The sequence below is a fragment of the Streptomyces sp. NPDC051219 genome, assembly GCF_040682335.1.
Classification (GTDB): domain Bacteria; phylum Actinomycetota; class Actinomycetes; order Streptomycetales; family Streptomycetaceae; genus Streptomyces.
Genome location: NZ_JBFBAS010000012.1, coordinates 45,183 through 63,466, shown reverse-complemented (window position 1 = coordinate 63,466; position 18,284 = coordinate 45,183). Strand labels below are relative to the sequence as shown.

12 protein-coding genes, 1 tRNA gene and 1 pseudogene are annotated in these 18,284 nt (G+C 66.6%); 6 read left to right on the top strand and 8 right to left on the bottom strand.

The genetic code is table 11. From position 1 onward, the window contains the following. Positions 1-489: 489 nt before the first annotated feature. The 5 genes from AB0M62_RS16360 to AB0M62_RS16340 form a co-directional block, all read right to left on the bottom strand. The gene (locus AB0M62_RS16360; RefSeq protein ID WP_366074861.1) at positions 490-1,068 is read right to left on the bottom strand and encodes an SUKH-4 family immunity protein; all 579 of its coding nucleotides are present in this window, start codon (positions 1,066-1,068) and stop codon (positions 490-492) included. Positions 1,069-1,084: 16 nt separating this feature from the next. Further along, a complete protein-coding gene (locus AB0M62_RS16355) occupies positions 1,085-2,635 on the bottom strand; it encodes a nucleic acid/nucleotide deaminase domain-containing protein (RefSeq protein ID WP_366074860.1) in 1,551 nt (516 codons plus the stop codon). Between the two features lie 107 nt (positions 2,636-2,742). Further along, positions 2,743-4,203, bottom strand: coding sequence for a hypothetical protein (locus tag AB0M62_RS16350; protein ID WP_366074859.1), 1,461 nt, complete (start codon positions 4,201-4,203; stop codon positions 2,743-2,745). A 215-nt stretch (positions 4,204-4,418) separates the two neighbouring features. Then, positions 4,419-5,306 carry an SUKH-4 family immunity protein gene (locus tag AB0M62_RS16345; protein ID WP_366074858.1) on the bottom strand — a complete coding sequence of 296 codons (888 nt, stop codon included), beginning with the start codon at positions 5,304-5,306 and terminating at the stop codon, positions 4,419-4,421. A 453-nt stretch (positions 5,307-5,759) separates the two neighbouring features. Continuing rightward, entirely contained in the window at positions 5,760-8,063 is a 2,304-nt protein-coding gene (locus tag AB0M62_RS16340) for a competence protein CoiA family protein (protein ID WP_366074857.1), read from the bottom strand. A 359-nt stretch (positions 8,064-8,422) separates the two neighbouring features. Here AB0M62_RS16340 and AB0M62_RS16335 point away from each other — a divergent pair, with 359 nt between their 5' ends. Together AB0M62_RS16335 and AB0M62_RS16330 are read left to right on the top strand one after the other, a co-directional pair. Next, complete coding sequence (locus AB0M62_RS16335; RefSeq protein WP_366074856.1) at positions 8,423-9,229, top strand: N-formylglutamate amidohydrolase; 807 nt, start codon at positions 8,423-8,425, stop codon at positions 9,227-9,229. A 251-nt stretch (positions 9,230-9,480) separates the two neighbouring features. After that, the gene (locus AB0M62_RS16330; protein WP_366074855.1) at positions 9,481-10,707 is read left to right on the top strand and encodes a damage-control phosphatase ARMT1 family protein; all 1,227 of its coding nucleotides are present in this window, start codon (positions 9,481-9,483) and stop codon (positions 10,705-10,707) included. A 51-nt stretch (positions 10,708-10,758) separates the two neighbouring features. Here the strand turns inward: AB0M62_RS16330 and AB0M62_RS16325 are convergent. Both AB0M62_RS16325 and AB0M62_RS16320 read right to left on the bottom strand, forming a co-directional pair. Beyond that, positions 10,759-12,003: pseudogene (locus AB0M62_RS16325) on the bottom strand (hypothetical protein). Between the two features lie 85 nt (positions 12,004-12,088). Continuing rightward, positions 12,089-12,922, bottom strand: a complete 834-nt coding sequence (locus AB0M62_RS16320) for a maleylpyruvate isomerase family mycothiol-dependent enzyme (RefSeq protein WP_366074854.1) — start codon at positions 12,920-12,922, stop codon at positions 12,089-12,091. 918 nt (positions 12,923-13,840) lie between these two features. Between AB0M62_RS16320 and AB0M62_RS16315 the strand changes: the two genes are divergently transcribed. From AB0M62_RS16315 to AB0M62_RS16300, 4 genes are all read left to right on the top strand, one after another. After that, positions 13,841-15,049 (top strand): cation:proton antiporter, encoded by a 1,209-nt coding sequence (locus AB0M62_RS16315; RefSeq protein WP_366074853.1) that lies wholly within the window; start codon positions 13,841-13,843, stop codon positions 15,047-15,049. 491 nt (positions 15,050-15,540) lie between these two features. Then, complete coding sequence (locus AB0M62_RS16310; protein WP_366074852.1) at positions 15,541-16,206, top strand: RraA family protein; 666 nt, start codon at positions 15,541-15,543, stop codon at positions 16,204-16,206. A 428-nt stretch (positions 16,207-16,634) separates the two neighbouring features. Continuing rightward, a complete protein-coding gene (locus tag AB0M62_RS16305) occupies positions 16,635-16,949 on the top strand; it encodes a hypothetical protein (RefSeq protein WP_366074851.1) in 315 nt (104 codons plus the stop codon). Positions 16,950-16,995: 46 nt separating this feature from the next. Continuing rightward, complete coding sequence (locus AB0M62_RS16300; protein ID WP_366074850.1) at positions 16,996-17,934, top strand: NADP-dependent oxidoreductase; 939 nt, start codon at positions 16,996-16,998, stop codon at positions 17,932-17,934. Positions 17,935-18,183: 249 nt separating this feature from the next. On the opposite strand, the gene AB0M62_RS16295 is transcribed toward AB0M62_RS16300, so the two are convergent. Continuing rightward, positions 18,184-18,268, bottom strand: a tRNA-Leu gene (locus tag AB0M62_RS16295). Between the last annotated feature and the right edge of the window lie 16 nt (positions 18,269-18,284).

Sequence of the window (18,284 nt, the reverse complement as noted above, 5' to 3'; positions counted from 1 at the left end):
GGACCTCAGATGCTGGGCATAACACGGAGCCGTTCCGGGCGGGGAACAGTCCTTGCTCCCCGCGATGACGGAGGATTCCCGCCGCGTTGAGCGAGAGGGGCAGGCAGAAGCTTCGTCCCGTGAAGCGCGTGTGCAGCGCGGCGTTGGCGGCCAACTCGGCGACGAACTGCTTTGCGGTCTCGCACCGCTTGCCCAGTCGACGAGTTGTTGCACGGTCAGCCGACGTGCGAGGCGGACACCGCGGCGAGTGGCGGAGACGAGAGCGGTGAAGCGGCGCATGGCTGCCACCCACTGACGCGAGCCGCCCCACTGCATACCGCCCTGTGCGTTCATGCGCACCAGAACTCTTCCAGGGTTTGATCGACGATTCGCGACGTAATGATGAATCAACTCAGCCGGCGTGACTCGCACAGTCGGGGAACTGTGCTCACCACCTCGGGGCGCCGCGGTTGTCGGTCGTCGCCCCTCCGGTTGGTTTGCCACTCAGGTTCAGCCCCACATACCGAAGGAGATTTCCTCGAACACCTTCGACCACTCGCCGTCGGCGCTGACGAAGGGAGTCTCATCAACCGCCATGATTTCTTGCTTCATTCGTTCCACCACTTCGATTCGGGCTTGATCTTCATCGAGTTGTGGCAGCTTCTTGTATTCGGACTTGCCTTTTTCGAGGACGATCAATGAGTGCACGAGCGAGGAGACGTCGGCATGCATGGGAACGTAGAACTCCTCCCCTTCAGGGAAGGCGTAGATTCTGCCGTCGCGGGGGTCGATCGCCACCGTCGCATATACGAATCCGCCAAGAACTTCCCAGCCCTCGGACTCGGGCGGGCACTGGGCGCCGTCTGCTTCGAAAATGGCATTCAAGCTCGGGCCGAAGGTGAGTCTCGCCGGACTCTCGTCCTCCAGACCGATCCTGGGTGAGAAGAATGAGTCTTCCGGCAGTCCTACATTTGACAGAAAATGGGCGGTGCTCTCCTGCATGTGAGCGCCGGCTACGCGAGGAAAGTAGGTAACGGCATTCAGTCCAAAGGTCTCGATGACTTTCTCGGCCGTAATACTGGTCAGCATTTTCCAACCTCCCCGGTTAAGGATGTCCTTGTTGTTGATGACGTTTCTGCAGCGCATTCATGTAGTCACGATGGTCTTTGTCCCTCGCGCTGCTCCTGTCCGACTGATCGTAGCTGTTGGCGTGCTCCACCTCCAGTGCGGGGTTCTTGGACTTGAAGTGCAGGTCAAGCCATTGGTCGCACTTCGGACTTAGCTGACAAGGTTCTCGTTCTGTGTAGACCTTGGTTATGTTCCCTTCTTCGCCGTGCCGTAGGAGGGGATATCCGATGAGGCGCTCGGAGTGTGGTCCTTCACTGTCGCCCACGAGATAAATTGGCTTACCAGTTTCCGGGTTCACGTAGCGGGCAGCTGCAAAGTTGGTACCGCCATAGTCCTTTTTGGCGAAGCGCGCTATTTCGGTGGCCCGCGACAGCGGAGTGCTGCCGGGAGCGATCGGGTTCGACTTCACTCTGGGCCCCGTACGCCCCACCGGCACCGTGTAGGGGTTGCCCCTCTTGGGCGGGCGCCAGATCGTTCCGTCTTTCTCGAGGATGTTCAAGATTCCGGAGTCGTCAGTCTTGGTAACCCCCCTCGTCGTGCCGTTGGGCAGGAGTTCCTGGACGGATCCGTCAGCGTTGAGCAGGTACATAGGAACGTCGTCGCCGTCGTCGTCGCCGTCCTTGCACTTTTCGAGCTCGCGCTTGCGGTCCATGTCGTGGTCGTGGTGGTCACGCTTGCTCTTGTCAATCTTGCCGCCGTGATCCTCCAAGGTCTTGACCATCTCGTCGGCCTTCTTGTCGACCGCGTCTTCAGCCTTGTCCATGACGGTGGCGAGCTTGTGAAAGCGGCTGTCCTTCTTGACGGACGTCTTGCGCTGGCCGCCGCCCTCCTTGAAGGAACCTTTCTTCTCGTCGAAGTTGCCCGCAGTCTTCTTGTAGTCGCAAGATGCCTTGTCGAACTCGTCGAACTCGATGACCAGGTCCTGCGCCATGTCCGAACTGCCATCGGCCATCACGTCGTAGGTACCACCCCCGCCGAGCCGGTCAGTGAACAGCTTCTCGATGTCGGCCAGGATCTTGCTCTCGATCTTGTCGGTGACGATCGCCGTGATCTGCCCGATCGCATAGTCGATCGCCTCCTGGATGACAAGGCGCGCCGCTGCGATGGCCGCGGCGGACAGCAGTCCACTGAGCCCGGCGGTGAAGAACATGCCGATAACGCCGGCGGTTGCCGCGGCGGCAGTGGCCGTGAGCTTGGTGATGATGGCGATCTTGCAGGCGAGAATGAGGTCGGCGCAGTCGTCCAACGCGCCGGCCAAGTCGTCGCAGCCTTTGGCGAACGTGGCGAGGTCCCTGCTCGTGAGCTTGCCCCAACGCCGGTCGATGGCCGTGACGGTCTCGCCCTTACTCTTGCCGCCGACGATGTGCGAGCAGGCGTTGTTGCCTTCCTTGACCGCATCACGGATGCCTTCAGCCAGGTGCCTGTAGTCCTTGGCTGAGGCCTTGACCTCGTCCTCGTCGATCTGTGGCCAGTCGATGCCTATCAGGTCCAGGACCTCGACCAGGTCATCGGGCAGCTTCTTCCCCACGCGCTACTCCCCCGTCGCGAGCACCAACACCCCCAGCGTCAACGCTCGTTGATCGATCGTCAACTTCTGTGCGGGGCAGCGACGTGAATGAGTCAGGGGTCACGCCGTCAGTCGATTGACTGGGATGTGGGGTGCTGGGCACGGACTGTAAGGCGGATTAGTGCCTCGTCCATGGCGATGACGAGGGAATCGTCCGAGGTGGCTGCAAGCGCGCGGACAGGTGCACCCGCATGGAAGCCCAGGTGCTGACCTGTGTCGAAGCGATGGAGCTCGACGAGGCCATCTGCCCACGCGACCCCGAGAACCGCCCCCTCGGTACTCCATACGGCGTGCAGGGCCACAACCGGGCATGTCCGCTCCACGATCGGAGCGGACATCGGATCCTGGTCGGGAGCCCAGGCGCGTACCGTTCCGTCCGCACCACCGCTGTAAAGCATCGGAACCGTCGTGCCGTCGTCCAACGGGACGTCGAGGGCGGCCAGGGCAGTCACTTGTCCCTCGTGCAGAGCCGCGGTGCCGGTCACGTCGCCGAAGACCCGTACCGTTCCGGACGCCTCGCCGAGTGCTACTACTCCTGCGCTCGAACCTGCGGTCGCCGCGAGCGCCGTACCCACGTGCTCGCGTAGCGCCTCTACGAGGTTCTGCGTCTCGTCAGGTTCGTCGTTCAACAGCGTCTCGATACCGGAGCGAACTGGCCCGACCGCCCGCGTCCTGTCCGCGTGTACTCGTCCGGCCCCGTCCAGGATCAAGAGCGTGCCGTCCGACAGTACGGATACACCGACGGCGTTCACAGTTACCGGCGTCAGGCGTCCTTGGGCCGAAGCGTCTTTGCTATTGAGTATGCGCAGGGTTCCAAGGTGATCGACCGCGAGGACGCAACCGTCGAATGGGCCGGAGCCAACCGCCAGGGCGGTGACAGGACCGGGCCAAGGCGGAGTGACATCACCCTTCACCCGGGCCCATTCCAGTCGCCACGGTGTGTCCTCAGCCAGCGCGGCAAGGGCCGGTCCCAGTCGTGGGTCGGCGCCCTCCCCGAGGACGGCGAGCAGGACCAGTGCGCGGGAGGCCGGGGACTGCTCGCGGCACAGGGACTGACCTGCCCTCAGCCATGCGGCCCGCAGGCCCCCGTAGTCGTGACCTGCGTCAGCCTCGTACGAGGCAGTGACCAGCCAAGGATCAGCCGCACAAATGGCGGCCGGGTCGGACAACTCCACTGACGTGGACACCTGCGAAGAGGCCGAGCGTGCGTCGTGGCTCGCCGGTTGCACGGCTTGCCACGCCTCATAGCGCTTCTGATCCCTCCACTGCTCCAAATCCAGGTTGAGTTCCGCGCCGCCCTGGTCGCTAAGGACGTCGTGGGCAGGGCTTCCTGTACCAACCTCGACGATCAGCCGGAGATGAGGCAACCGGGCAAGCGAGCGTACGAGTTCCGCTGCCGGCCCGGAGCGGAGGTCCGGTACGACGATCACGGTCCGGCGCCTGTCGGTCGCCAGTACATCGAGCAGTTCACCCGGCGCGCGCGCCACCACACCGAGGTGATCAGCCAGCGCCCAGACCAGGCCCTGCACACTGCTCCCCGCAAAGGGCACGACCGCGTGGACGGCACGCTCAGCCGGCGTCCCCGCTCGGCTGCCATGCCGGACCAACCAGGCAAGCAGTGTCGACTTACCGCAGCCTTCGGACCCGGATATGAGACAAAGTGTCGGCGCCTGCGGATCCGCGATCCAGCCCAACAGGGCAGCCGCTGCCGGCTCGCGACCGGCTTCCGGTCGTTCCCATCGCGTCACTGCCGGCTCGCCTGCTCGGCAGCGTGCGTGATCAGCTCCTTCAGTCCCGCTTCGCGGGTGTCCGCCGTATCGCCGTAGTCGAAGCTGTGCGTGAACTCGGCCTCGGGGAAGGTGGTCTGCATCCAGATGGCGCAGTAGTGGCCGGGCATGAGGCACGGCTCCAGCTCGCAGTAGACGCGACGAACCTGCGCCGGACTCACTCCCATTTCGGACAAGCGGCTCCAGACGATCTCTTCAGGGTGGAGCTTTCCTGGTCCGGTCGCCTCCGTGGCGATGTGCTTCGCTCCGTCACGGTCGACGTACTCGAAGGCGGCAGAGAAGGGGAAGTTGAGGGTGTGGCGCATGTCGTCCAAGACCCGCGGCCACCAACTCTCCCGCTCGGCGAAAGCACTGGCGTCGATCCCCCGCAGCTCCTCATTGAGATCGCGGAACACCGCCGCAGCCTCCGCCAGGCCCGACGAGACGGCGAGCCGTGGTTGCGCGCGGTCCAGAGCCAGCAGTGACGCGTCGAAGGACGACAGGTCGCTATTGACAAACATGTCATCGGCTACGTCCACAAGCACCACCGCCTGCAGAGCACCATCCGGACGAACGCACACATGCGCCAGGCCGTCGCCACCGATCCGCGGCCATCGCTCCATCTGCCTCGGGGGCTTTGGCTGCGACAGACGGGCAGCCGCAGTACCCAGCGCGATCGGCTCTTCAGCAGACGGACTACGGAAGTACGGAGCCACGGTCCCTGGCACACCGGTCGCTTCAAGGAACTCTCGGGTCGCTTCTGGGAGATGGGCTCCCAGAAAATGAGCCGGCGCGAACCGCCGCAGGCCGTCGCGGCCGAAATGCTGAACCAGCTGGTCCGGAAGACCCGGAGCGGGGGAGGACATGGCAACCTCACGAGCAGGCACGGCTGAATGACGAGACCGACCCTAACTCCCGATCCCTCACTGTGCCGCCTGGCGGGTGAGCACGGTGTGCGACGGACTCGCATCACGAACATCACCCAGGGCCGCGAAGGTGCGTACAACAGCACCTCCGTAGGTCAGCCACAGCTGGTTACCACCTCCACCGACCCCAGCGCTACGCCAGCACCTTGGCGAGAGCACGCTCGGTGAGACCGAGCGCGAGCGTAATAGCGCTGTCGCTTCGGAGCGGGCATTTCACGACGTACTGGTGTCCGGGCCGTGGCAGCCGACGCGTGGGACAAGTGCTCGTCGTGTGCGTACGTCGGAGCCCCGGCCAGCGTCCGCAACCACGAGCAGAAGACGCATCCTACCGAGCACTGAGGACGTCCCCATGAACGCCCCTCGTGCCCGTTCCCGCCCCCACCGCGCGCGGCTTCACCGTTCGACGCGGGTGCCGGCGGTACCTCGGGGTCCGAAGTGGCGGTTTACCGACAGCTGCCAGTGCGCATGGACGGCCTCGGGTGAGAGGTCTGCTCGACCGAGGTTGAACAACACCTGCTGGTAGAGCGGATGCGGCCCCAGCCCGCCCCGCGCAGCGATCAGCGCTGACAGTGGCTGCTCGTCCTTCGGGGTGTCGCGATCCACCTCCACCAGAATGGCGACCTTGTCGTCCTGGTGAAGCTCCATCAGTGGAGCCTCGAAGCTCTGTCCGAGTTGCGCCCATGTAGTGACGCGTCCCTCCCGGGCGGCGCGCCGTAGCGCGGGACGCAAGAGGGACGCGTACGAGCGGATCTCGCGCAGCGTGGGCCTGTCGGCCGAGCTCGCCAGGTACGAGCGCCAGCGGGCGAGATGGCGGCTCTCATCGGCGGCCAGGTCCTCACCCACCTCCTCGGCCAGTTCTTCCGCTTCTCGCACGAGCCGGTGAAGGTGGTCGTGGGGAAGGTCGTCGCCTCCCCCGTCGAGCCGGTCCATGACGAGTGACAGGCGCTCAGCAGTCTCGTAGAGCTCTTCAGCGCGCCGGTCCACGATCCAGTCGACCAAGTCATCGACGGCTTCTGCGGCGGCGGTGCTACCGGTGAGCCCGCCCAGCCGGACGGCCAGCACGTCCACGGTGTCGACGTCCTCGAGATGCTGAGCCTCCCTGGCGAGGTCCATCAGTGCGTCGAAGGCGGCGGCCCGCTCCGACTCGGCGGCCTCCCGATTTCTCTGCGGCTTTGGGCCGACGGCCTGCGGCGTCGGCGGGGCGGGGCGATATGCCGCCCAGACGCGTGAGCGTTCACGCTCACAGTGACCGGCGGCTCCCGGGCCGGTCAGTTCTGATGCCCGACCGAGCGTGGTCAGCACGTCGACGTAGAACGGAGCGGGGGCGCTCCCGTGTCCCTTGATCAGTGCCGTGAGGAGCGGTTGGCCCTGTCCGCGTGATCGCTCCAACTCCACCAGGATGCCGGTCCAGCGTTCTGGATTCAGCGATTCGGTCACCGACGCAATGCGCTCGGTCAGCCTGGACAGACGGATGACGCTGAGCCCCTTCGCCATCTCTTCAAGTGTTTCGCGCACCGCGCTGACGATGCCTTTGTCGGTACTTTCGGATACCGGAGGGACTTGTTGGGGCTCCTCCGGAGTCCGAAGGCGCTGCACCGGTGCCGTTGGCATGTGCGGGGACAGCAGACGCGCCCATGGCTGCGCGGCCTCGCGACCCAGCGTGCGCGTGTCGTCTGCCGTGATCAGCCAAGCAAGACCCTCGGGACCTGGCGAACGGCTCAGGCTGAGCGTGGCACCGAGCAGCAGGTGGACACGGTCAGGCTCCGGCGCCGCTGTTCCGGCGGGCAGGGAGATCAGGGTGTCGATCGGCCCGGAGCCGTAGGGCTGCGCCACGGCCCTGTAGAGCAAGCGGCCCGGCGACGAAGAGGCCTGCAGTACGGCTCCCGTGAACGCGACGGTCTTTGGTGCGAGGGGGAAGTCGACGAAGGCGCGGGCTTCCAGGTCTGGGGCGGCCTCCGGCGCGCCGGGCCCCGGGGCGGCGGGCCCCGCTGCGCGCACCCGGGCGAGGCTCGGGGTGACGATGCCGTCCGCGGTCAGCGAGCACTGCGTGAGACTGATCCACTCGACGGGGGCGTCCGGGAACTGGGTGCCGATCTCGACCTCACGTGCCGGGCCGACGGATACGCAGCGGATCCGCAGGGCGTAGCCCTGGCGGTCCAACTGCCAGTTCGCCAGCATGCTGTCCGGGCCGAACAGCCACTCGACCGCGGCGTGGCTGCCACGGAGCCGGCCGTCGTCCTCCTCCCAGACCGTCTTGGACTTACGAGCGAGCTGCACTCTCAGGAGTCGCCGCCCGTCGTCGTACGACACGTCGACCGCATCCCGGAGCGGCCGGCCCGCGTGCTGGTAGGTCGTGCGAACGCCCCTGTGCTGGTGCGCCTTCAGCCAGTCGGAGAGAGCTCGGCCCATGTAGAGGTGATCGGCGCTGCTCTCGTCGTTGGCGGTGCGCCGGCAGACACCGGATGCGACGTGGGCGAAGTGACACTTCTTTTCGCGGTACTTACGAGCAGACAGCTTCTTGCCGCAGCCGCCGAGGAGGGTGCCACAGTAGAAATCCCGCGTCGGATGCAGGCCGATGAACGCGTCGAACTGGACGGCATCCATCGGCAGATACACGGGCCGGTCGGCACCCGGTCCGCCGGCGACCGCGGTCTGGACCTTGCGGGTGTCCTCTTCGTCGGCGGGTACAGGCGGCATACGTGCTCCGGGCGCGGTGTGGCATACGGACGTGCCCGAAACCGGGTAGCCCGCAGTCGGTGGATCGGGCGGCCTTGGTCCGGGGGCTGGTGGCGAAGACCGTGGCCGGGAGCTGGGCAGCCCCCGGTGAACCGTAACCGCGCGGCCGACGCCTGTGTCGATCGGGTCGCGTCAGGCTGCGGACTACCGTCTCCGACGTCGGCTACGGTGCGCGTGGCGGACTACGTCCTCGCCACTCCGCGGCCGCCGAGAGCCGCACCCGGGGGTACGAGGGAGAGACCGAACCTCCAGTGATCGCCTATATTCCCGGCGCGCTCGGCGCAATTCACGATGCTTTCACGACAAGGACAGAGACACATATGAACTCCGCTCCCCAGCCCTTCCAGCTCCTTCCCGGTGCTGACGACTCGCCGGTGATCCTTCATGTCCCGCACAGCTCGCGGGTCATACCCCAGTCGGTGCGCGCCGGCATCGTGCTGGACGACCGCGCGCTCGAGCTGGAGCTCGACCACATCACCGACTCACACACTGCGGAGATCGCCGCCGCCGCTGCGGAGGCCGCCCCGATCGCGCCCTGGCGGTTCGTCAACGGGCTCTCGCGCCTGGTGATCGACCCCGAGCGGTTCCCGGACGAGCGCGAGGAGATGCTGGCCGTCGGCATGGGCGCGGTCTACACACAGACCACGCATCGCGAGCCGCTGCGCCCGGCTGATGTCGACCCGCAGCCGCTGATCGACCGCTACTTCCACCCCTACGCGGAGGCCATGACAGCGGCCGTCGCGGACCGGCTGGAGGCTGTCGGGCGTGCCGTCGTCATCGACGTCCACTCGTACCCGACCGAACGCCTGCCGTACGAGCTGCACGGCGACGGCCCGCGTCCGCCGATCTGCCTGGGAACTGACGCGTCGCACACGCCCGCCGAACTGCTCGCCGCGGCGCAGAAGGCGTTCGCCGGGTTCGGCGGCACGGGACTCGACAGCCCCTTCGCAGGGACGTATGTACCGCTGGAGTACTACGGCAAGGACCCGCGCGTCAGCGCGTTGATGGTCGAGATCCGGCGGGATGTGTACATGTCGGAGCCGGGTGGTCCTGCTGGAACTGGACTCGACGCGCTCGGCGGTGCACTGGCCGCGCTGGTCGACGCGGTGCATCGCGCCGGAATCTGACAGCATCGCGCGCCCTATGGTCTCCCGGGCGTGGGGATCATCGTCCTCGACGACGCAGAGGGACATTCCCCCTTGGCCTCGGCCACAACGGCAACCGGGAGCTGCCGTTGTGGCAAGGTCGATCCCGGTGAGACCTTCGAGAAAGCCGCTGCTCAAAAACTCACCGGGCCAGGTACTCGTCGGAAGTGCGGCAGGCTTCGTGGCTCTGAACATCAACCACATATGAGCGATATGCGAAGGGCTCAGCCACCATGACAGCCAAGACCTCCGGCGCCTCGGACGACCATGACGGCCCGATGCCCGGGCAGATCCACCGTCCCGGCGCTCCGGTCATCTTGAGCAATAAGCCCGGCACATTCGCCTGGAGCGTCCTGGCCAAGCGCCATCCAGCCCTTGTCCAGCAGGTTCGCGACGCTTTCCCGTACGGCCCCCGACAACAGCAGGCGCTCGACACTCTGCAGGACGAGATCATCAACGGTGTCGTCGAACCGCTCGATGCTTCCGCGCACGACCGCGAAGTCTGGTCGGCATGGGGGCGCGAGCACTTCGGACGATCGTGGTTCGATGTCCCGTTCCTGTGGGCCGAGAGCTACTTCTACCGAAAGCTTCTCGCCGCCACCGGATACTTCGAGTCCGGCCCATGGCAGGGCGTGGACGTCTTCGGCCCCTTCAAACAGGCCGAACTGCGCAGCGCATCGGTGGACGAAGAGCTCCGAGCACTCGATGCACTCCCCTCCCGGCCACCGGGCAACCAGGCTGAGACGCTCCTCCAATCGTCACTCTGGGGAAACCGCGCCGATCTGGGCTTCCGTCTCTCGGCCGGACACGCTACGCACAGCGACACCGCCACGAAGCTGGTCGCAGATGACAGCTCACTTCTGTGGTCACTCCTCGCCGCCGGAGAACCGGCCACCGTCGGTGTGGTGGCGGACAATGCCGGCCGCGAACTCATTCCCGATCTGATCCTCATCGACCATCTGCTCCAGAACGGCTACGCGGCCGACGTCGTTCTGCACGTGAAGCCCTATCCGTACTATGTTTCCGACGCGAACATGGCCGACGTCATCGACTGCCTGCGCCGCCTCGTCGAAGCCCCGGGGCCGGCCGGCGATATTGGGAAACGCCTGTGGGCTGCCATGGGATCCGGACGGCTCGACGTGCGCGCCCATGCCTTCTTCTGCGCCCCTTTGCCGTTCGAGGAGATGCCCGAGGACCTGCGGGCGGAGCTCGGGGCGTCCTCGTTGACCATCGTGAAGGGCGACCTCAACTACCGACGTCTCGTCGGCGACCAGCTATGGGATCCGACGACGCCGTTCACGGACGTGACGGCTTACTTCCCCGGACCGGTCGCGGCTCTGCGCACCCTGAAGTCCGACGTCATCGTCGGGCTGAGCAATCAGACGCTGACCACCCTCGATGCCTCCGCCAAGGCGTGGCGTACCAGCGGCACCCACGCCCTGGTTCAAGCACGGCCGTAGGCAAGTCTGCGGGCAGCAAGGTGCCCCACCACATCGGCGGCGACGACACGATCAGGAACCCGACCAGGCCGGCGCCCATGCGGCCAGTTCGTCCCGTGCCGCACTCAGCAACTCCGGCGAAGGCCGCGCCGCGCCGTTGGTGATCAGCGCGTAGTGGAGGCCGGCCGCGTTCGGTGCGGTGAGCAGGAGGCGGCGGCTGCCGGTGCCGCCGGGTTCGGGGGCCGCGGCGATGGGGACGCCTCGGTCGTACGACGGGAGGCCGTGGGCCTTGCCGAGATCGGAGATTACCGTCGTCCGGGCGGGGTCGAAGGAGGCCGGGAGGTGCAGTTCCGTCGGGGCCGCCGACGCGTTCGACTGCCACAGTTCCGCCCTCCTGCTTCTGGAAGTCCAGGTTGGCGTTCCAGAAGAGGTTCGGCTCGACGAAGGCCAGCTTGTCGCGCCACCCGGCCGCGTCCATGCGGGCCCGGAACTTCTCGTAGAACGGCCAGAGCAGGTCGCGTTCCCAGGCGCGACTGCTCTGACCGGAGTCGTAGGTCCCCGCGTGCGGTTCGTTGTACGGGTCGAAGCCCACCATCCCTGCGAATTCCTTGGGCGTGAGGTGCTCGGCGAGGTACGACATCGTGGTCTGGGCCGTCGTGAGGAAGGCGTCCTGGATTCCGCCCCTGTTGTGCCAGAAGTCGTAGGTCGCGTGCGTCACGGCCTTGTTCCGAGTGATGTTCTGGCCCCAGAAGAAGCAGACCCCGCACGACTCCCGGGGGTAGCCACCGGCCTCGACAACCCACTTCGGGGCGCCGTCGCCCGTGTACCAGCTGCCCTCGTGGAACAGATGCCGTGAGAAGAGGTCTTGGTGGAAATCGGGGTAGACCCGGATGCCGGCGTTGAGGAAGGCCCGGATCTGTGCGGTGACGGCGGCGAGGTACTGGCGGTTGACCTGGCCTCGAACAGGTTCGGCGTGGGCCCACGACAGAAGGAAGCGCGCGGCGTTTCCCCGCCGAGTGCGCGGAGCGCAGCCGCGGACTTCTCGGCGTCGGCGACGGAGGCGAAGGGCAGTCCGCCGTTCTCCTCCAGCTTGGTCCCGCCCGAGACGTTGTACCCGCGCAGTACGACTTCGCGGCCGAGTCCGTCGATGAATCTGCCGTCCTCGACGGTGAAGGAGGCGGCGGCCTGCTCGTCGAACCACGTCGAGCCGGACGGCGGGGCTGCGGCGGACGGCGCACTTCCACCGGCCAGGGACATTACCGGCGAGGCCGTCACGAGGAGGAGGACACCGAGCAGACGCACACGCATCATCGCCATGCCGCTCACGTTTACTGACACCCCATCAGATGTCAATGCAATCGTATGGCCGCCCCTCGGAATGTCCTTCGGCCCGGACCCCAGCTCACGGCGCCGTGAAGAGGGTCGGGAACCGGGGACCGAGCCAGGGCTTGCGGCCCCATGCCAGGACTCGACCCCGGGCGATCGCGCCCCACGGTTCGCAGCGGCCGAGCGCCATCAGGAGGAAGGTGACCGGCTCGATGAGGATCGTGCAGTCGGGGCGGGACGGCGGGTGCACACCAACCTCCACCGCCCCGCCCGTGAACGTCACGCCGAAACCGGTGCCGCCGCGCATGCGGACCGTGTAGCTCGCGGTCAGGCCCGCTGGGGCCGCGGCGTTCGTCACCCGGGGCATCACCGTGATCATGAAGGGCAGGGCGAGCTCCACGCGGGCGCGGTTGAGCATGTGCGGGCGGCCCACCGCACGCGCGAGGTCGTAGCCGTGGCCGAGCATGTGCGTCAGCAGGTACGAGCCCAGTTCCGCTCGGCTCATCGGGCCCAGCGGGGTGAACACCGCCTCCGCCGCCGCGCCCCGATCCATGGCACTGAGGTAGGCGTCGGCCTGCGCCACGATCATGTCGGCCAGCGCATCGGCCCCGCGCTCCGCGAACTCGGCCAGGGCGCGCTCATTGGCCGCGGCCAGGCTCTGCGGTGTGCCGTCGCCGTGGCTCCGCTCGTGGCCGGCCGCGATGTCCGCCATCAGCTCGTTGGCCTGGGCCAGATGCGCTGCCGCCTCCCCCACGCTCCACTCCGACCGGGGTACCGGAGCACCCGTGTCGGCGACTCCGCGCAGCAGCGCGGCGATCTCCTCGGCGGTCCCGCGTATCGCGTCGGCGAGCCCCTCGGGCAGCGTGCCTCGTACGTCCTGCCCAGCCGCTGATTCCACAATGCTCCTCATGACCCTCGAATGCTGCGGGGTACACGAGACCAGGCAACGGCGGCTGCCACAAGAGGTTGACGCCCGGTTGTTGAAACGCCAAAGACCCCAGATCAACTGGGGTCTCGCTCCTGGCGTGAGCCGCTGCCTCGAGCGAGGAAGCACTGGCCTGTACAGAGTGGAGTCGTGTGACTTCAGGCCGTCCTCGGTCACGAGGCGTTCGACGGCCTCGCTGCCGTCGCACGCGCGGGGTTTGCGTGGGATGCATGCAGGTCTTCGAGCATGCATGGTGGATTCGTCTGCTGCTGGGACCGCGCCTGCGGCGCGCGGCCTCGGCCGGCATTCCGCCGTTGACGGCGGAAGCCTCGCCGCAACGGGTTTCTGACTGCCGTCCGCGGCCGTGGTGCCGCCGAACGGGGCGGCATGAAAGGTGACTGCCACCCCTGTCCCGCTTCCTTTCCCCTGAGAGGTAGGCGATCAACGTGAATGACACCGTCCGGGATGTAATCATCATCGGCTCTGGTCCGCCGGCTACACCGCCGCGCTCTGTCTCGCGAACATCAGTGGTCCGGCGCAGGCCCTCGCGCAGGCCAAACCCGGGGCGTTTCACGCAGGACACCGTCCTTCGCTGCCAGGATGGATGTGCCGCCCGGCGCCCGCGACATCGAGGAAACGCCTCTCCAGCGACCGCCTGGAGTGCTCAGGGGGCGTACTGAGGCCGCTGTCCCGTGGCGCCCGGGCCGCGCAGCCGGGACCCGCGGACGCGGACAGGACGTACTCAGGAGTTCGCCGCCGTGCCCAACCTCGGGGCTGACGGCTCCGTCGGCAGAGCCGGAGCGGCTGAGACGCGCCGGTTGGATTCTCGACAGGCCATAACACCATCGGACGGGCCAACGTTGGTCAGGACCTGCGCCCCGCCGACCGGCCACCGGAGTCACGATGTCGTACGACAACCTGGTCATCGTTCTCGTGGTGGCCGCCGGCGTCCCGTTCCTCCTCGCCGTGGTGCCCCGCGTCCCTCTCCCGGGGCCGGTCCTCGAGATCGTCGCTGGCGTCGTTCTCGGCCCGGCGGTGCTGAATGTGGTGCAGCCGGACGCCACCGTTCAGGCCTTGTCGATCATTGGACTGAGCTTCCTGCTGTTCCTTGCCGGGCTCGAGATCGACTTCCAGCGACTACGCGGGCCGCGGGCGAGGCTCGTCGGTATTGGTCTGGCCGGCACACTTGCGCTGGCCGCGGCCGTCGGCTGGGTGCTGTACATCGCCGGGTTGGTCGAGAGCCCGCTGCTGATCGGCACCGCGCTGGTGGCCACGTCTCTGGGGCTTCTGGTCCCGATCCTGAAGGACGCCGACGCGGTCGACCGGCCAGTTGGCCAACTGACCATCGGTGGAGGCTCGGCAGGTGAGATCTGCGCTGTGGTGTTGCTGTCGCTGTTCTTCTCCGAACATGCATCGGGCCCGGCTTCCAGGCTGCTTCTCCTGCTCAGCCTTGCTTGCCTGGTGGCGCTCATCGTGGTGGCCTCAATACGTGCAGGACGCTCCATGTGGCTGTCCCGGGCGGTAGTGAACCTGGCGGACACGAGCGCTCAAGTCCGGGTCCGCTTGACAATGGTTCTGATTGTTGGTCTGTCCGCGGTCGCCCTGCATCTCGGATTCGAGGCCATTTTGGGTGCCTTCGTTGCAGGGGCCGTGCTGCGGCTGGTCGACCCCGACGCCGAACGGACGCACCCGCAGTTCCACGTCAAACTGGAGGGACTCGGCTATGGATTTCTCGTCCCGGTCTTTTTCGTGACGAGCGGTATCCAGTTCGACCTTGGAGCCCTGTTCGCGGACGCCGGAACGGCGCTGCGGATACCGATGTTCCTTGCCGCACTCCTCCTCGTTCGTGGAGTGCCCGCATTGGCCTACCGCAGCGCCGGCCTCTCGCGCGCCGAGGTCATGGCCAGCGGACTCTTGCAAGCCACCTCCCTCCCGGTCATCGTGGCCGCGACGACGATCGGCTTGAAATTGGACGCGATCCGACCGGCCAACGCCGCCGCGCTGGTGGCGGCAGGCCTGCTGTCAGTGGTCGTGTTTCCTCTGACGGCCTTGCCATTGCTGAAACGTTCACGGAGATCCGCAAGATCGGGGCCCGAGAAGGAGGCGGATTGATTCCGAGAACGGCTCCGCTGGCTGTCACTTGGCAGGGGGCGTCGCCCCGCTCCAGGCCGACGCCCCTCCGGGGGGACACGCGCCCGACACGGCGTGTATGCGGCGAATGTATACGGTCAACAGGGGTGCCTTTCAATGTCCACCGGCTGTCTGGGGTCGGCCGCCGAAGCGTATGCCGAGTTCGGCCGCTATCGACGCCACAGCCGCCGGTGACGCCAGGGCGACAGGGATTCGGGCGGGGAAGCGGGACTGCGCTCGCGCTGTTGCGGCAGTCGGCGGGTGCCGGTGTAGCAGTGGCTACCTTTACAGCGCAAGATGGAGAGTGCTCTGAAGACCTCGCCGAAGTAGCCGGCACGCCGTTCCCGTTCCCGTTCCCGTTCCCGTTCCCGTTGCCATAGGCCGGGCTGCGGCGGGAGTGTGCGGCATGCACCTGGGATGAACCCTGGTATTCCCATATCCGAGGCTAATGACCCCAGCCCGCAGGAGGTCCGATGGTGGAGGAAGAGCTGCGGCTGCGCGAACTGGCAGCTCGTGTACGCACCGCTGACGTCGTCGACGCGATGGGGCGTTCTCATCGGCACCGGTGCCACCTGATCGATCTGAAGAGCCCTACGCCGGATCGCCTGCTCTTCGGTCCGGCGGTAACCATTTCCTATCTGCCCTCATGTCAGAAAGCTCTGCCGCCCGATCGGTACACCTTCGCCGGGCTTTTCCGCGAGGCCATCCGCGATGGTGGGCAGGGACGGGTGCTGGTTCTGGCGAGCAATGGATACCCTGACGCGTCGCTCGGCGGCGGGACCAAGCTTTCCCGGCTCGCTGTCCACGGGCTTGCCGGAGTCCTGACGGACGGTCGCCTGCGTGACTTTTCACAACTTTCGGAGTACGGGTTCGCTGCATATTGCAGAGGAGAAGCCGTGCGATGGGGTGGGGACGCCATCACGCCGTTCGAGGCAAACCGGCCCGCGGTGGTGTCGGGTGTGGTGGTGCGCCCCGGTGACTACGTGTTCGCCGATGCCTCCGGGGCAGCGATCATCCCCAGGGCGGAGATTTTGGCCATCCTCGAGGAGGCCAACCACGTGGTGAGCGACGAAGCAAGCATCGCCGAAAGGATTCGCCAGGAGGGCGATCGCGGATACGACGGTGAGCCGAAGGAGTAGGTCGCCAGCAGCCCCGGCCCAAACCGTGGAGGCCGGACCGCGGTTCGTGCTGCGTCGGCCAATGCGTGACGCGAAGGCCATACCAGTTCGCCGCGCTCCACGGATCCAGACGCGGTGGATCATGGTGCAGATACCGCGCCACCAACTCACAGGCCAGGCAATGCTGCCCGTGTGACTCCTCCCCGCCCTGAAGGACGGGGCTTCTCGCTCCTCCTGTCCGCGCCTGATCACCGCGTACCGCAGGGGCCCCAACCCGGAGAAAATCGCGCAGGTCCGATCTGTCACACCCGTGTGGGCGATCTCGTCTCCCTGATGAGAACACGGAGCTGAACCGACGAAGGCAGGCTCTCCATGGCCCGCGTGAGCCTTGCCGAGACAGTCCCGGAGCCGTAGCAGGCCCTCCTCAAGGCCGACGCCTCAAGGGCCCGTTGAACGCGACGGTGCGTGGGCTGGTCAAGTTGCCTGTGTCGCAGCTCAATGGTTGTGTCTTTTGTGTGGACGTGCACGTGGGACCGCCACCGATGATCCTCGCTCATGACGGAGGATTCGTCACGACGAAACCACAGAATGTGCCATTCGGCTTCGGCGAAGGTCTCCGTGATCGCGAAAGCCGAAGCCGCAGCCAGCGCCTCTTGTTGACCTTGCTCGCACAAAGAACCGTTTGCGACAGGGCGAGATCGACCATGCGGGAGGTGCCCATGTCACACCTGTTTCTGGCCCCGCGTGAACCCAGGTCCGGATGATCTGTGCGCTCGAACTGGAGAATCCCCGCCACAGAGAGGACCTGCCATGCAAGCCATCACTGTTCGAGACCGCGCCGCCGGTGCCGGTGGACTCTCCCTGACGGAAATGCCCTACCCCCACGCCGCCGAGAACGATGTCATCGTGCGGGTGCATGCCGCGGGGTTCACCCCCGGAGAGCTTGACTGGCCGGGAACGTGGTCCGACCGCGCGGGCCGCGACCGGACCCCGAGCGTGCCCGGACATGAGCTGTCGGGTGTCGTCGCCGAGCTCGGTTACGGAACTACCGGTCTCACCGTCGGCCAGCGGGTATTCGGACTGACCGACTGGACCCGCAACGGCTCACTGGCCGAGTACACCGCGGTGGAGGCCCGCAACCTCGCCCCGCTCCCGGCGGACGTCGACCACACCACGGCCGCCGCACTGCCGATCTCCGGGCTGACCGCATGGCAGGGCCTGTTCGACCACGGCCGCCTCGCGACAGGCCAGACCGTCCTGATCCACGGCATCGCGGGCGGCGTCGGTTCGATCGCGGTGCAGCTCGCGCGCGAGGTGGGCGCCCGAGTGATCGGCACCGGCCGGGCCGCCGACAGACACGGGGCACTTGGTCTCGGCGTGGATCTCTTCCTGGACCTACAGGCTGATCAACTGGAAGACGCCGGCGAGGTCGACGTGGTGTTCGACGTGATCGGCGGCGAGGTCCTCGACCGCTCGGCCGCGTTGGTGCGCGCCGGTGGCACGCTCGTCACCATCGCCATGCCGCCCACGGTCCAGCCCAAGGACGGGCGGGCTGTCTTCTTCGTCGTAGAACCCGATCGCGCCCTGCTCATGGACCTCACCCGCCGGCTCCGGGACGGACGGCTCAAGCCGATCGTCGGGGCCGTGCGGCCGCTCGCCGAAGCCCCCGCCGCGTTCGCCCCCGACCGGCGCACCCCCGGCAAGACGATCATCCGGATCACCGAGGGCCGAGTGGGAGAGCCATCATGATCGGAACACGGCTTTCCTGCGGTTCTCTCCGGCGGTTCGGGGCGGGGGTTCGAGGATCTTGAAGAGTTGTCGGCAAATGGTGCGCTTGAGACAGCGTTGAGCGTCTCGTGACTCCCCGCAGTCACCCGGAAGACGACATCCAGAAAAGGCCCGCTCTACGACGCCCTCGGCATCACCATCGGCTACGAACACGCAACGAGGACCGCGACCGTAAGGTCGAGGCCCTCGTCTCCGTATCATCATTGGTTGTGTCCGAGGGGGGACTTGAACCCCCACGCCCGATAAAGGGCACTAGCACCTCAAGCTAGCGCGTCTGCCATTCCGCCACCCGGACTAGGTGGCCGCCCCGG